Raw genomic sequence first — 14141 nt, 5'->3', positions numbered from 1 at the left:
ATGAAACAATGGATCGCACTAAACAAGATAGAATTTCTATTGACCAAACGACAATTAGTCTATTATCTATTATCCGTAGGGATGCCTACAGCCTTCTATTTATTCTTTTCAGGCATGTACCAGGACACACCTGGTGGACCAGCTAATTTTATGCGTGATTATCTCATCTCCATGACAGCCTTTTCCATGATGTCGACAGCTATGTTTTCATTCCCAGCTGTTTTACATACAGATAAAATCAACAACTGGCAGAAAACATTGCGCCATACTCCGGTAAATATGGTAGAATATTATCTATCAAAGATAACAAGTATGATGGTTGATTATCTGGTCTCAATCCTGGTTGTTTTCTCAGTTGGGCACTTGGTCAGAGGTGTGGATATGCCTTTAGGAAGCTGGATTGGGGCTGCGTTCTTGCTGATAGTAGGAAGTGTAGCTTTTGTAGCGCTTGGCTTGACCTTGACACTCTTGCCTTCTAATCAGCTGATGTCTGTCGTGGGCAATCTTCTCTATCTAGGCTTGGCTGTTTTAGGTGGACTCTGGATGCCCATCTCTTTATTTCCAGACTGGATGCAAGCAATCGGGAAGTGCCTACCAACTTATCAGTTGATGGAGTTGCTCAAGACCTTCTTAAACGAGGGTAGCATCAATCTATCAGCTACAGTTTATCTACTTGTTTTTTCAGCAGTTTTGTTTGGTTTGACCATTTACCTTCAAGGTCATAAGGAGAATGCTTAATGCTTGAAAGACTGAAAAGCATACACTATATGTTTTGGGCCAGTTTAATTTTTATGATTTTCCCCATCCTACCTGTAGTGACTGGGTGGCTTTCTGCCTGGCATTTATTGATTGATATTCTATTTGTAGTGGCATATTTGGGTGTTTTAACAACTAAGAGCCAGCGCCTATCTTGGCTATATTGGGGCCTCATGCTGACTTATGTAGTTGGGAATACTGCCTTTGTTGCTGTTAATTATATCTGGTTTTTCTTTTTCCTATCCAATCTCTTAAGTTATCATTTCAGCGTACGTAGTTTAAAGTCTTTACATGTCTGGACTTTTCTTCTTGCTCAAGTCCTTGTTGTGGGCCAACTGTTGATTTTTCAGAGAATCGAAGTTGAGTTTCTATTCTATCTACTTGTAATTCTTACTTTTGTCGATTTAATGACTTTTGGATTGGTTCGGATTCGGATTGTGGAGGATTTGAAAGAAGCTCAGGCTAAGCAAAATGCGCAGATAAATCTATTGCTTGCTGAAAATGAACGCAGTCGTATCGGTCAAGATTTGCATGATAGTCTGGGGCATACCTTTGCTATGATTAGTGTTAAAACTGATCTAGCCTTGCAGTTATTTCAGATGGAGGCTTATCCACAGGTGGAAAAGGAATTAAGAGAAATTCACCAGATCAGTAAGGATTCCATGAATGAAGTGCGAACCATTGTGGAAAATCTGAAATCACGGACCCTAGCTTCAGAGCTTGAGACTGTTAAGAAGATGCTGGAAATTGCTGGAATTGAGGTGGAAATAGCTAATCAACTAGATACAGCTAGCTTAACTCAGGAATTGGAGTCAACGGCTTCCATGATTTTGCTTGAATTAGTGACCAACATCATCAAACATGCCCAAGCGTCTAAAGCTTACTTAAAATTAGAACGGACAGAGAAAGAACTCATTCTAACAATGAGAGATGATGGCTGTGGCTTTACTTCTATAAAGGGGGATGAGCTCCATACAATTCGAGAACGTGTCCTTCCATTTTCGGGAGAGGTAAATGTGATTAGTCAAAAACAACCGACAGAAGTACAGGTTCGACTAGCTTATAAGGAGAGAAACTAGATGAAAGTATTAGTCGCAGAAGATCAAAGTATGTTGCGAGATGCCATGTGCCAGTTGCTCACACTTCAACCGGATGTAGAGTCTGTCTTTCAAGCCAAGAATGGGCAAGAAGCAATCCAACTATTAGAAAAGGAGTCTGTAGATATCGCCATCCTTGACGTAGAAATGCCTGTTAAGACAGGTCTTGAAGTCTTGGAGTGGATACGAGCAGAAAAGCTTGAAACAAAGGTAGTTGTAGTGACGACCTTCAAGCGCCCAGGGTATTTTGAACGTGCGGTTAAGGCTGGAGTAGATGCTTATGTATTAAAAGAAAGAAACATTGCAGACCTCATGCAAACCTTGCACACCGTCCTAGAGGGACGCAAGGAGTATTCGCCTGAATTGATGGAAGTGGTGATGACGCATCCCAATCCATTAACGGAGCAAGAAATCGCAGTTTTAAAGGGAATTGCTCAGGGCTTCTCTAACCAAGAAATCGCAGACAAACTTTATCTATCCAACGGAACAGTCCGAAACTATGTCACCAATATTCTTTCAAAACTAGATGCAGGTAATCGAACAGAGGCAGCTAATATAGCGAAAGAATCTGGTTGGTTGTGATGATATAATATTTTTTGAACATTATGTGCTAAAATTGAAATTATTCAATCAAACCAAATAATTTTGTAACTAGAGGAGGGCTTGGTTTCCTTCTTTTTCTTTTTTTAGGAGGCACTACAAAAGAGCTAAAATTAAGAATAAAAAAGAAGTAAGTGGTAAGAGTTTTTAGAAAATCAAATAATTCAATATTTTTAGGAGAACAGAGAAATCTGTTCTCTTTTTTGTTCGCTTAAAATTCTATTTGAGAGGAGTTCAACGATGGTAGGATTAGAGATTGTAATGAATTTAGACACGTTAGAAATCTTTGACGTTATCGATCATGATAAGAATGGAAACAGCGAACAAGCGCCTACAACCATCCAATTAAACTTATTTGACTCAATGACGTGAATTTGACAGAAGGAGATAAATTAGGATGGACAGAGAAGCGCTATACAATGAATTAATTCAAAGCGAACCACTAGGTTTCATTGATCCATTTTCTGACCTTGGCGAATTCGATCCTCTTCAGATGAAATTTAAACAACCCGTAAAGGACTTGGTGAATCGATATTCAGGACAACCTTACAGCTTAGCCTGGCAACATAAAATTATGGAAATGCGGAAGTTGTTTATTGCCTATCAGATAGCATTAAATGAAGAAGATAAGCAGATTAACTTTCAGCGAAGAACAAGAAGCGAAGAGTCCAAAGAACATGCTACAACTATTGTAACAACATATTTGAAGTTGGGATTCAGTTTTAAAGAGATTGAGAAGCGTGTTTCTTTATCTTATAAACAACTCCGTCGAGGATGGAAAAGAAGTGATCATATAATGACACATCCTCCTGAATTTTATAGTAAAGGAGATTTATCTGAAGGTTACTGTTTACCGGGTAAAAAGTTACCTAAAAGTATGAGAATAAACGAGGGATAGAAAATGAAAACGGGTATTTGTAGACGATGTTCTTGCAACTGGGTTACACCTTGCATCGATGAAAAGTATGGTCCTTGCTGGTGGGTAGATAAAAACAAAACGCTGTGTAGTCACTGTTTTTATGGTTTTAATGATGAATCTTGTCAGACAAAAGTTTATTACAGACCAGGGCATGATTGGCTTGAGAGAGATTGGGAATTTGCTTGGGAAATACTGACAAATTCAAAAAGTCATTGGGTATATGATATGGAACATGATGTGTTGTGTGTTGTTGGTTTAGGAGATCATATTGGAGCCGTTAGATTTATTGTAAGGAACTTTTATGGACTTAATCGCATTTATCGTGAGGATATTCCTAAATGGCAAGAAATTATTGGGAATAATATGATTTTTTATAATGCAAAGGTCAATGATTCAAAACATTACGCTAGTTGTTTGCCTAGAAAGTATAAAAATGAGGATTGAAATGAACAGTAAAATTATTGACAAGATACAAAATCTTTTAGAGTTAGCTTATGATGCACCAAACGATGAAGAGGGACAGACTGCCCTTCTGATGGCTCAAAGACTTATGGTGAAGCATAATCTTTCTATGAATGATTTAACGAATAGTACAACTCATAAAGATATTGGTGAAACAATAGGAACATGGGAATATAGACTTCCATGGTGGCAAGAAAAGTTGGCTGCTATTTTAGGTGAAAATTTTAGATGTAAAACGATAAGAAGACGACTTCCTGAAGATGGCATCACACAGATAATTTTCTTTGGATATCAATCCGATGCTGAACTTTGTAGTAAGGTTTACGAAGGTGCACTCTTATACCTTAAATATCGGCTGAAACGACTTTTCCCTACAGTCTCAAGAGCAAGATGGAAAGACTATAAGAAATCGTACTTACTCGGTTTCTTAAACGGAGTAGATCAACGTTTTCAGGAACAGGTTCAATCATCAGAAGAATTTGGTTTGATGGTAAAAATCCCAGCAGAAGTTTTGGAAGAACAACGACTTCGTATGGGGAAATTAGAAAGTAGAAGCCTAAAAATCGAAATTGAAGTTGATTATGAGGCTTATATTGCTGGTTTTGAACACGCAAAAGAGACCAGGTTGTTATCAGAAGAATTGTTGAATAAATGAGGATGAACATAGGAGGAAATAAAATGACAAAAACTGTTACATATCCACGCTTTGTGGACGTTGACCGAAATGGTGTTTTTCAAAAGGTGTTTGTAACATCTAATGGAAACGAGGAGTGGTGTTCTCCTACTGGACGTGAGTTACAAGAAGGTCCGGATGTTATGGACCACTGGCTCGAATACGAGGACAGTGAAGGGGAACTTCACTACGGTAGATAGTTTCTACCACTGAGTTAAGATAGGAGGTATAGTATGACAGTATTGTATTATTATTTTTTCATAGCAAAGGATAGATTGAAATCCATAAGGGAAAACATTCTTTATTCTAAGAGTTTGCGGAAAGTGCTGGGTAATATAGTTCTTTGCTTTATCTCGCTTATCGCTATTCCTATATCTTGTTCTCGGTTTCTAATATATCTCGCCAACTGGATTTTAATGTCGTTAATAAGTTCTGGATTAATTGAGAATAAAATAATGCAGTTCATGTTATTGGGATTGTTTTTTATCTTTCTCATTGAAATAGTCGGTTTACTCATTATCTCAGTGTTGGGATGGATGGCTTTATCTTTTTGGATACTAGTAAGGTAATATTATGAATTTTTTTGGTAAAGAATTACAGAATAAGAAAGAAAAAAGGGTTGCAAATTTACCAGACAGTAAAAAAGAATCCGTAAATTTTTTAAAGTATAGTTTAATGATCTTGTTAGCAATGATACTGGTAGTTGCTCTGCTATATATTTTCAAAGCTGAACTACTTTTGAGATTACTAGATTTTATATTTGAAATTTTCCAAAAAATTCTTGATTTATTTTCTGAGGTGACTGATTTTCTATTTAGAGTATGGCCATCTCCACTATCACTGTTTAAATAGATTAGAGCTTTTGGAAAAATATTTTATAAGTGTATTTGACTTCAAACTATAACTAGTGAAGGAATATGAGAGACCTAAAAATCATGGAAAAGATTGATTTATTAAAATGCTTATCCATCATCACAAAAGACGGATTAAGAACACAAAAATTTAAGAATAGCCATTTACAGCTCATCTCTTCAGCTGAAGAAGGAAGACGAGGGTCTGTATTTGCTTATCGTTCAAAAGCAAATATGGTGAAGGCACGTGGTGTTGTTTTAACCTCTGTCGAATCATTGCTTGAGAATCAGGATCAGTTTACACACTGGACCCCTAATGTGTATTGCTATGGAAGCTATAGCGATGCTGGACGACGGATTACACGTGGCCACTCTGAAGATAATCTTAGACAGATTAACACCTTCTACATTGACTTTGATATTACCTCTTCAGCTGAAGAAATGACGACAGGAGATATTTTAACTGCTTCCCTGGAGTTAGGTTTTATGCCGACGTTGATTCTAAAATCTGATAAGGGATTTCAAGCCTATTTTGTCCTCTCAGAATCAGCTTATGTTACAGTTCATTCCCAATTTCGAGTGGTAAAGGTGGCTAAAGCTATCTCTCAAAATTTGAGAAATTACTTTGCTCAAACTTTACCAGTAGATTTGACTTGTAACCATTTTGGGATTGCTCGTATTCCTCGAACTGATAACGTTGAATTCTTTGATGCTGACTATACCTATTCATTTCAGGAGTGGTTAGATTGGTCAATGAAGCAATCAGACCTTCCCTTCCCAAGTAAAAAGCCAAATTTGACGGTTATTTCAGGTTCTGAAGGGGTAAAACAGATTGATGAACCCTGGTATCAATTGTTGATGAGAGAGGGAAATATCAAGGGTGGAAAAGCCTTGATGGGAAGAAACAACGTTCTTTTCACGCTAGCTTTAGCCAACTTCTCTTCAGGAATCGATCAGGAAGAGTGTGAGGAGGTTCTTTCTAGTTTTAATGCGAATCTAGACGAACCACTCTCTTCAGCTGAATATCATAAGATTATCACAAGCGCCTACTCAGGAAAATATGAAGCTGCTAGTCGTGACTATGTGATGACTTTATGTAAAGCATGGGTCAATCAGGAACTCAAGGCTTCAGATCTCTTTGTGAAGCAACGTTGGTACAAGTTTAAGAAGAAACGTACTGACAGGAAGAATAGTCATCTCTATGAATGGAAAACAGACGTAATGGCCTATTTAGAAGGTTTCTATCAATCTGAGGATCCATTTATCCAGACGACGAAAAAAGAGATACGAGAGAAGTTGAACATTCCTGAGCGTTCATTGGATAAAGTATTGAAGGCTCTCAAAACAGAACAAAAGATCTTCTTCACAGTCAAACACGGCCGTGGAGGAGGCATCAGATTAGCCTCTATCAAAGCAATCTTGCTTTCCCTTATCAAGGTGAAGAAAGAACGTCAGGAGGCTTATATGGCCAATATTGCTGCTTTCTTTGAAGAAAGTATAGAGTTTACTCAGAGAGTGATAGAAAGGGTTAAAGATGGCTTTAAACAAACACAACAACTATCTCTATTTGAACTTGATATTGGATAATCAAAAAAACCCGTCAACTGCCTTACATTTATATCTACGATTATTACAAGGATATACATGTATATAAAATAACCTATGGAGGAATGATATGATTTTAGTTATAGTTGGATTATTTAGCCTTATATTTATTGGAGGAGTTTTATTAATTCTCTCACTTATAGGGATTCGTCAACAAGTTCGTTTTGAAAACGGATATGATGATGAGTTAGAGACAGATCAGCTGGCAATGATTGGCCAAAATAGAAAGTGAGAAGAAGAATGAAGTACGTAATTTTCAGTTTTGAATTAGGTGACTATATTTGTAATGGGGAGAATAAAGTTTTAGTTTTTGATACTTTGGGACTAGCTTTTCAGTATCTTCAAAAACATTATCGTAAACCACTTCCTGAACAGAGAAAAAAGAGATTGATTCACTATCCAGATGTGTATCAAGCTCCGTTTAGACTTCTAAAAGTTTGTTAGGAAGGAGGAAAGTCGATGTCAGAGTTATTCAAAATTATTAGAGGATACTACCTAACAGGGGTTGGTCAGGAACCATTGGCTTATTATTTTAAACTTTCATCGGATAACTTAAAATTTGAGTCTGTTTCTGCAGGGGATGTAGCTTTAACTTTTTATCAAAATGAGGAGAGTATTTCTAGTATTCCAGCGATTATTAGAGTAGATAGTGTTATCTCGAATGATAAAATGATTTCAGATTATCTGCAGGAGGAATTGAGAGATCATTATCCAATGTTACCACTTGTCCGTGTATTGGATTCCGAGGAATTTGATCCTTTGCTTTTTCAAGAAGTGATGACAACGTTCACCAACTTGAAATCAGAAATAAAAGAATTGGCCAAGATTGATTATGTTCAAGGATCCATATTTGATTTTATGGATGAGGAGGAAATAGGATGAGAGAGCTTTTTAGATACATCAAGTTAGCTTTAGGGGCTATTCTCGTTATTTTATTTGTAAGTCTCGCAGTTTTAGGAGGATATAGGATGTATAAAGATCATTTTATCTTAGATTATGATCCTCATCTTACTCAGAAAGAATACCAGAATACTGTACTTGATCAAAATGTAAATCTAGTATTTTATAGAAAAGATTGTCCTTACTGTAAGGTTGGAAAAAGTGTAGTTGTAGATGCAGCCAATAAAGGTTCTTATCCTACGTTTTACATTGACATTCAGACAGAAGAAGGTCAAAAGTTGGTAGAAAAATACCAGGTTGAAAAAGCTGCAACTATCATCAAAATTCGTAAGGGAAAAATAAAGAAATATCTATATGCTTCGAGGGATTCAGAGGAAAAGATTGTAGCAGATGAGAAAGCAATCCAGGAGGCCCTAAATGACTAAAAGAATAAAGCTGAGTAAGTGGGCCGAGACAGCTTTTCAAAGATTGAAATATGTTTAAGGAGGTAGTATGTATCAATTTTTAAATGCTATTGCGCATGGCGTGGTTGGAACTGTCTTGATTGCGATCTGGTTCGTACCGCTCTTCAGGATAACTATATGTGATAACTTTGGAAATGAAATCAAAACGAAAAGGCTGCCATTAGCGTTCTTAATGTTACTAAAAAGTGTTTGGCCAAAAAGTAAGGTTTCATTTATTTGGAAAGGATATAAGAAGCATGAGAAGAACTAAATCATCTAGTTTGAAGCAGAAAAGAGCTAACAAACATTTGAGAGGTATAAAAAATTATACATTATCGAATGAACCAAAAGAGTTCGGTTGTGTGTCAACTTTTGATATGTTGTTTGCAACAAATGTGAGGTATCGAGTTTTTGCAATTTTAGGAGGAATATCTGTTTTTATTTTGCTAGCTTTAGTGCCAATCAATCTCTTTTTGGGCTTTATTGCATATGTAGCAGTAAATTTAGTTCATATGAATTCAAATTTTTTTCAATTAGTTGGAGTGAAAGACGTTTCTTTTATGACAGTCTTTGAATCTTTTTATTTGGGGAATGTCGAGTTGATGAGAGATATATTCGTAACTATTTGTGTAGCTATTATAGTTCTTTCTTTATCGTTATATGGAACGTGGCGTACTGAAAAAAAGACGGATATAACCTCTTTAACAAATCAGTATTATGGAAAAATCAGGAAGGAGAAATAAAATGTCTACTTTAATTGAAATTTCTAAACGCTGGATTGAAAAGATAAAATCCAGCCCAATTTTGCAGCCATTTATTAAGACTAAAGTTTGGTTTCAAGAGAATATTATTAAGAGAAAACTGGTCATTTTTTCAATGTTGTTTGTGACCTGGTTAAGTCTTTTAATGGGAGCGATTTTCTCACCACAAAGACAAACCTATACTTCAGAACAACTCAAAACAAAGCAGGTTTTTGCGAATGGCAGCGGTGAGATGAAACTGGTCAGTCAGGAATATTCACCAGATACTGGAATTATCGTTTTACAATTTGAGACAAAAGATGCTACGACTTCGATAGATCGGGGCATCGATGCCAAACGATTGAAATGGAAACTCTATGCGCAACATAAAGACTCAAAAATAGAGATGGATGTTGTACCAATCATTGATAATAAAGTATCAGTTATTATTAAAGGAGTTCCGAAAAATTTTGGTGCATTTGCGATCGATGTGACGAATCAGACAGTCTCTTCTAGCTCAATTGATGTGAATATTTCATCGCCATCCAGTGATTCTAAAAAGGTTTCTCAGAAGAAATCTGGAGAAGAGGACACTGTACAATTCTTTGTAACTCCTCAAAATCCTCAACTTGAAATCAAAGCTATTGAAGTTGTCTCCAGAGAAGAATTTACTCTTCAGGAAATCGAAAAAGAAATCAATTTCCAGAATGAACAGTCTCAAAAATTGACAACATCAATTTCTCAATTGAAGGAATCTATTGAAGATGATAACTCACGAAAAGCGAGTCTTCAAGCAGAAGCAAAATATCTAACGGGTGATGATCTCGAAGCCAATCAAAAGAATATTGCTACGCTGGATACAAACATTGAAACGAAGAATAGAACCATCGAAACAGCTTATAAAAACATTGAAAAGTTGAAGGCTAAATTAGAATCTTTGGACAAGAAAAAACAGGCAGTCAAAGATGGAACATTTGAATTTTCAAACCCTATTGAAACTGTAGAAATGAATTAAAGTGAGGTAAAAAAATTTAATTAAAATGGTAAAAGAAACTGATAAATTGGGATAAAAGTTATCTACGATTTGGGGATTGAATTATGATGTTGTAATGCAGGAGTGGTAAAAATGCGATTTAAAATGGATAAAGAAGATGTTGAATTGTTTAATTTAGCCTTTATTGGTTTAGGAATATTAGGGATGATAGTTATCGCTTTGATAACTTTACAGCCCGATGGTTATCAAAGGTTATTAAAATTTGTAGAAATAACTTCAGAAGACTTTAAAAAGTTTTCCAATATCATGAACGAATTTCTTTCGTTCATAATCAATTATAAGTAAAAAGAGTGCATTTTTTATGAAAGCCGAGTTTGTGTTTACGAACAAGTAGCAGTCAAAAATCTCCTTAATTTTTGAATTAAGGGGATTTATTTTTTATGATTGTCCCTTTAAAAAATTTTTTTCAGTTATCTCTTATACTAGAATCAATCAAAAAAAGAAAGGCAGAAAAATGAAAGAACAACTTAAATTAGCGCCAAAGGAAAATCAACCAGTTAGAAAGCATCGTACTGTTTTCACAAGTACAAAAGGTTTGATTAGAAAACAGAAGTGGGTTGTGCTTGATATTGATGAATATGGAATAACCTATCATAGTAATCCAGGGTATAAAGGAGAAATGTTTTCTTCAATGTACCTCGTTCTACAGGAAATTAAAATTGATGAACGTTCTTTTACACTAACTATCAAGAACAATGATCATGAAGTTTATGTGATTGATTTGAAAAAATTAGATGGCGATTTGTGGAGCAACTTCCAAATTATAAAAGAAAAAATTGCCAGCTTTGCAGGAAATAAATTAAGGAATTAAGAAATACGAAATTAGAAAAAGGAGAAGTAATCATGGCCAAAAATGATTTAACAAAAATTGATAATCAACTAGAAGAAGCAAGGAAAAAAGTTGTCCTTTTAGAAAAGGAACGTAAAGAAGCGGAAGAGAATCTTCAAAAACAAATTGGTAAAATTTATGTTCAAATTAAATTGAAGAAAAATAAAAATCAGTCGTATGAATCAATTCTTGAAGAGTTAAAAATGGAATTAAACCTCATCAAAGAAGATGAAAAAGAACAACGTTTAGCAGCGAAGAAAAATCGTGAAGAAGGAAACTTTCCAGCTGAAAATCAGTCTTAATTTTTGAGTTTTGCACTTCCGAATGAAGTCAAAAATGGTGTAAGTAAAAGTATGTAAAGAAGAAAAACAGTGTAAGTATAACACCTATAAAGTGTGTAAAGGTAAGTATAGCATGTGTGTGTAAGTAGGTGAAACCGAGAAAATTACCGGTACCGGAAACGTTGATACTATCAACTCCACACGCTTCGTGGGGACAGTTTCCCTTATGCTCTTTTCTAACACAACACACCTAAAAAGGACCTTAGTCCCTCTGTGTGTGTTAGTGTGTTGAAAAACCGCAAAAATAGAACCGACAAGGTTCGTGATGTTGCGAGGTTGAAGTTTTCTTTTTTGCTTCTTTTTGCTTTTGCTTCGACAAAAGAAAAAAGAAGGGCGCTGTTTTTTAGAAAGGAAAATTTGAAATAATGGCAAATATAAAACAAAATCGAATTGAGATTAGAGGGCTTACTGATGATGAAATTAATTATCTAAAAGCACTCGCAGAAAAAAATAAAGCTAAGTCATTTAATGATTTTCTGCTCTCAATCTGTCGTGAAAAAATTGAGTACGGAAAATTTAATCGTGCTCAAGATTTGTATGTTGCTCATTTGGAAAATATGAAATTAGCTTCTGACCATGTTCTGGAACAAATGAAAAAACAGACCAGGATACTATCTGAATTTGAAGAAAAAATGAATCGTTATGGCGATCATATTTCACGTTGGTTAGAGTATGAAGGAGAGGTGGAAAGTGATGACTAAAGAAATCAAAATCAGAAATATACCTGATGATATGTTTGAACAACTTCGAGATATTTCCAAAAAATATAACTATCCAAGCTTTAATGAATTTATGTTGTCGCAAGTTCAAAATATCGTAATGAATGACGGATTGAATTTGTACAATAATCAATTTGCGGAAACATTATCTAATATCAAAGAACAACAAAGGCAAATTTTAGAATTGATGTTGAAGAATGAAATTTCTCTTTCAGCTTTAAATGTTAAACAAGATATTGTAAATGAACTAAGCACAAATTGGTTACATTTTATGGATGATGTATCTGCACTTGAAGCTGAACGACGGTCAGGTGGTATTTAAAAATGAAGAAGAATAAATCTCTGTTCATCATTCTCATTTTTCTTGCAATCTTTATCGTGCAACCTAACAATTTTAATGCTATCAAATCTGGCTTGACACAAAATGATATTCCGACTCAATTGAACATAGCCGATTCAGCTGAAGAAAAAAATTCCGACTCAAATTTGAATCCTACTCTGAAAAATAATGATTTGAAATCGAAGGAGTATGATGGAAAAAATCAGGTGATTGTCGTCAATGAAAAATCACAATTTACAAAAAGCGAATTGAGTTTAGAAAATGGCAGCTGGGAAAAATATTCTGATCTAGATTTTTTAAATCGTGTAGGAATTGCTGAAGCGATTTTGGGAAAAGAATTGATGCCAACAGAAGACAGAGAATCTATTTCGTCTGTCACACCGACAGGGTGGAAAAATAAAAAAATAATTTTCAACGGGAAAGAAGATTATTTATATAATCGTTCTCACTTAATCGGTTTTCAATTAAGTGGAGAAAATGCGAATGCGAAAAATTTATTTACAGGTACACGTGCTTTAAATGCAAATTTTGAAGATGAACAATCATCAATGGTCTACTATGAAAATAAAATTGCTAACTACATAAAAAATACGAACCACCATGTTCGCTATCGAGTAACTCCCATCTTTAGAAATGTGGAATTAGTTGCTAGAGGAGTTCGTATGGAAGCACAGAGTATTGAAGATGATGAGATCTCATTTGATGTGTATATCTTTAATATTCAACCAGGATATAAAATCAATTATTTGACAGGATCATCTCAGAAAAATTGAGGAGGGAAAAATGAATCCAAGACTTAGCTTATATTTTAGCGAAGAAACACATGAAAAATTTAAGGAAATAAAATCCTACTTGAAAGAATCGTCTGCTTTGCAGAAACAGTATCGAAATAATTCAGCAACGCTTGTCACTTTGATTGAAGTTTTTTATAAACTTTTTATTGAATTAGGAGAAGGAAAAAATTTCTATGAGCGACTGACTCAGCTGGAAAAAAATTTGGGGGATACCTTTGATTCTGGAAATGATAACAAGGCAATTCATCGTCAACTTGATCAAATTCTCTATCTAACGCTAACCAACTTTCATGCTATTACGAAAGATGATTTTGATGTTCAAGAATTGGAATCTATTCATTCACGATTGGATCCTACACAACATGAATTGATGGCACGAATCAACGATATTATTCAAGAAGATATTGCACGTGGTCAAACTATCAAACATTCTCATTGAGGTACAGTAAATGGTAGATATTGTTGAAATCTATTTAGAAACAGGAGATTTTCATGAAGCGGTGAAACAGTCAGGGCTGCCAACTCATATAGCTCATTTGAAATTAATAAAGAGTGGCTGCCTTAAAATTCAAGATAAAATTCAGTATGGTTCTAGGACAGCTAAGCTCGGGGGAATGGCCGAGGAGCTTTTTCAAAACTATGTTCCAGATGCAACGGATGCGAATAAGTATTTCAAGAAAAATAATCCAGTATATGATTTTTGGCTAGATGGTCTAACGATTGATGTAAAATACAGCTCATTGTATAAAAGGAAAAACGGGAACTCCCATCACTGGCAATTGAGGACAAAAGGAAATCAAGATTTTATTGTCGCCTTTTTAGAACGAGAAAGTGGTTCAGAGTTAGAGAAACCAAATATCTTGTTGATTCCCATGCAATTTGTTGAAGAGCAAAAAGAATTACATATTTCTCAATCAGGACGGTGGATCAATGATTTTCAAGTTGAACCTGAAGAATTACAACCGTTATTAAAAGACTATGCTCTTTTAAGAAAAAATGGCCTATTTTAATTCAAAGA

General features: G+C 35.1%; 24 protein-coding genes. All 24 read left to right on the top strand.

Annotated features, from left to right (window positions below; translation table 11 throughout):
• The 24 genes from HMPREF2613_RS07975 to HMPREF2613_RS07860 all read left to right on the top strand — a co-directional run bounded on the left by HMPREF2613_RS07975 (position 1) and on the right by HMPREF2613_RS07860 (position 14133).
• On the top strand, positions 1-738 hold the full coding sequence (locus HMPREF2613_RS07975; protein WP_049493140.1) for an ABC transporter permease: 738 nt from the start codon (positions 1-3) through the stop codon (positions 736-738).
• Entirely contained in the window at positions 738-1835 is a 1098-nt protein-coding gene (locus HMPREF2613_RS07970) for a sensor histidine kinase (protein ID WP_049493138.1), read from the top strand. The genes HMPREF2613_RS07975 and HMPREF2613_RS07970 overlap by 1 nt, the downstream gene beginning before the upstream one ends.
• Positions 1836-2435, top strand: coding sequence for a response regulator transcription factor (locus HMPREF2613_RS07965; RefSeq protein ID WP_049493136.1), 600 nt, complete (start codon positions 1836-1838; stop codon positions 2433-2435). It begins immediately after the preceding gene.
• Positions 2436-2850: 415 nt separating this feature from the next.
• On the top strand, positions 2851-3351 hold the full coding sequence (locus HMPREF2613_RS07960) for a modification methylase Sau96I (RefSeq protein ID WP_070479958.1): 501 nt from the start codon (positions 2851-2853) through the stop codon (positions 3349-3351).
• A 3-nt stretch (positions 3352-3354) separates the two neighbouring features.
• Positions 3355-3816, top strand: a complete 462-nt coding sequence (locus HMPREF2613_RS07955) for a hypothetical protein (protein WP_083279252.1) — start codon at positions 3355-3357, stop codon at positions 3814-3816.
• Between the two features lies 1 nt (position 3817).
• The gene (locus tag HMPREF2613_RS07950) at positions 3818-4489 is read left to right on the top strand and encodes a DUF2786 domain-containing protein (RefSeq protein WP_025172836.1); all 672 of its coding nucleotides are present in this window, start codon (positions 3818-3820) and stop codon (positions 4487-4489) included.
• Positions 4490-4512: 23 nt separating this feature from the next.
• Entirely contained in the window at positions 4513-4707 is a 195-nt protein-coding gene (locus tag HMPREF2613_RS07945; protein ID WP_061409454.1) for a hypothetical protein, read from the top strand.
• 373 nt (positions 4708-5080) lie between these two features.
• Positions 5081-5359: a hypothetical protein gene (locus tag HMPREF2613_RS07935; RefSeq protein WP_070479956.1), complete on the top strand. Its 279-nt coding sequence runs from the start codon at positions 5081-5083 to the stop codon at positions 5357-5359.
• Positions 5360-5424: 65 nt separating this feature from the next.
• Positions 5425-6945 carry a primase C-terminal domain-containing protein gene (locus tag HMPREF2613_RS07930; RefSeq protein WP_398577598.1) on the top strand — a complete coding sequence of 507 codons (1521 nt, stop codon included), beginning with the start codon at positions 5425-5427 and terminating at the stop codon, positions 6943-6945.
• Positions 6946-7033: 88 nt separating this feature from the next.
• On the top strand, positions 7034-7195 hold the full coding sequence (locus HMPREF2613_RS11605; protein ID WP_185758518.1) for a hypothetical protein: 162 nt from the start codon (positions 7034-7036) through the stop codon (positions 7193-7195).
• Positions 7196-7203: 8 nt separating this feature from the next.
• Entirely contained in the window at positions 7204-7407 is a 204-nt protein-coding gene (locus tag HMPREF2613_RS11805; RefSeq protein WP_000878299.1) for a hypothetical protein, read from the top strand.
• A gap of 15 nt (positions 7408-7422) precedes the next feature.
• Positions 7423-7845, top strand: a complete 423-nt coding sequence (locus tag HMPREF2613_RS07920; RefSeq protein ID WP_049510612.1) for a hypothetical protein — start codon at positions 7423-7425, stop codon at positions 7843-7845.
• A complete protein-coding gene (locus HMPREF2613_RS07915; protein WP_070479955.1) occupies positions 7842-8288 on the top strand; it encodes a thioredoxin domain-containing protein in 447 nt (148 codons plus the stop codon). The genes HMPREF2613_RS07920 and HMPREF2613_RS07915 overlap by 4 nt, the downstream gene beginning before the upstream one ends.
• Before the next feature lie 67 nt (positions 8289-8355).
• Positions 8356-8577, top strand: coding sequence for a hypothetical protein (locus HMPREF2613_RS07910; RefSeq protein WP_049494004.1), 222 nt, complete (start codon positions 8356-8358; stop codon positions 8575-8577).
• Complete coding sequence (locus tag HMPREF2613_RS07905) at positions 8564-9049, top strand: hypothetical protein (protein WP_049510610.1); 486 nt, start codon at positions 8564-8566, stop codon at positions 9047-9049. Before HMPREF2613_RS07910 ends, HMPREF2613_RS07905 begins: the two co-directional genes overlap by 14 nt.
• Position 9050: 1 nt before the next feature.
• Entirely contained in the window at positions 9051-10061 is a 1011-nt protein-coding gene (locus HMPREF2613_RS07900; protein ID WP_070479954.1) for a hypothetical protein, read from the top strand.
• Between the two features lie 111 nt (positions 10062-10172).
• A complete protein-coding gene (locus HMPREF2613_RS07895; RefSeq protein ID WP_231071301.1) occupies positions 10173-10385 on the top strand; it encodes a hypothetical protein in 213 nt (70 codons plus the stop codon).
• A gap of 169 nt (positions 10386-10554) precedes the next feature.
• Positions 10555-10911: a hypothetical protein gene (locus tag HMPREF2613_RS07890; RefSeq protein ID WP_042902910.1), complete on the top strand. Its 357-nt coding sequence runs from the start codon at positions 10555-10557 to the stop codon at positions 10909-10911.
• 32 nt (positions 10912-10943) lie between these two features.
• A complete protein-coding gene (locus HMPREF2613_RS07885) occupies positions 10944-11231 on the top strand; it encodes a hypothetical protein (RefSeq protein WP_042902909.1) in 288 nt (95 codons plus the stop codon).
• Positions 11232-11635: 404 nt separating this feature from the next.
• Positions 11636-11971 carry a hypothetical protein gene (locus HMPREF2613_RS07880; protein WP_049493995.1) on the top strand — a complete coding sequence of 112 codons (336 nt, stop codon included), beginning with the start codon at positions 11636-11638 and terminating at the stop codon, positions 11969-11971.
• The gene (locus tag HMPREF2613_RS07875) at positions 11964-12311 is read left to right on the top strand and encodes a hypothetical protein (protein ID WP_070479953.1); all 348 of its coding nucleotides are present in this window, start codon (positions 11964-11966) and stop codon (positions 12309-12311) included. The genes HMPREF2613_RS07880 and HMPREF2613_RS07875 overlap by 8 nt, the downstream gene beginning before the upstream one ends.
• A 2-nt stretch (positions 12312-12313) precedes the next feature.
• Positions 12314-13102: a DNA/RNA non-specific endonuclease gene (locus HMPREF2613_RS07870; RefSeq protein ID WP_070479952.1), complete on the top strand. Its 789-nt coding sequence runs from the start codon at positions 12314-12316 to the stop codon at positions 13100-13102.
• Between the two features lie 10 nt (positions 13103-13112).
• A complete protein-coding gene (locus HMPREF2613_RS07865; protein ID WP_070479951.1) occupies positions 13113-13562 on the top strand; it encodes a hypothetical protein in 450 nt (149 codons plus the stop codon).
• A gap of 10 nt (positions 13563-13572) precedes the next feature.
• On the top strand, positions 13573-14133 hold the full coding sequence (locus HMPREF2613_RS07860) for a hypothetical protein (protein WP_070479950.1): 561 nt from the start codon (positions 13573-13575) through the stop codon (positions 14131-14133).
• Positions 14134-14141 lie beyond the last annotated feature (8 nt).

This window comes from Streptococcus sp. HMSC070B10 (assembly GCF_001808665.1).
Lineage (GTDB): Bacteria > Bacillota > Bacilli > Lactobacillales > Streptococcaceae > Streptococcus.
Note: the sequence above shows the minus strand (reverse complement) of the source record. Positions and strands in the feature narration are given on the sequence as shown.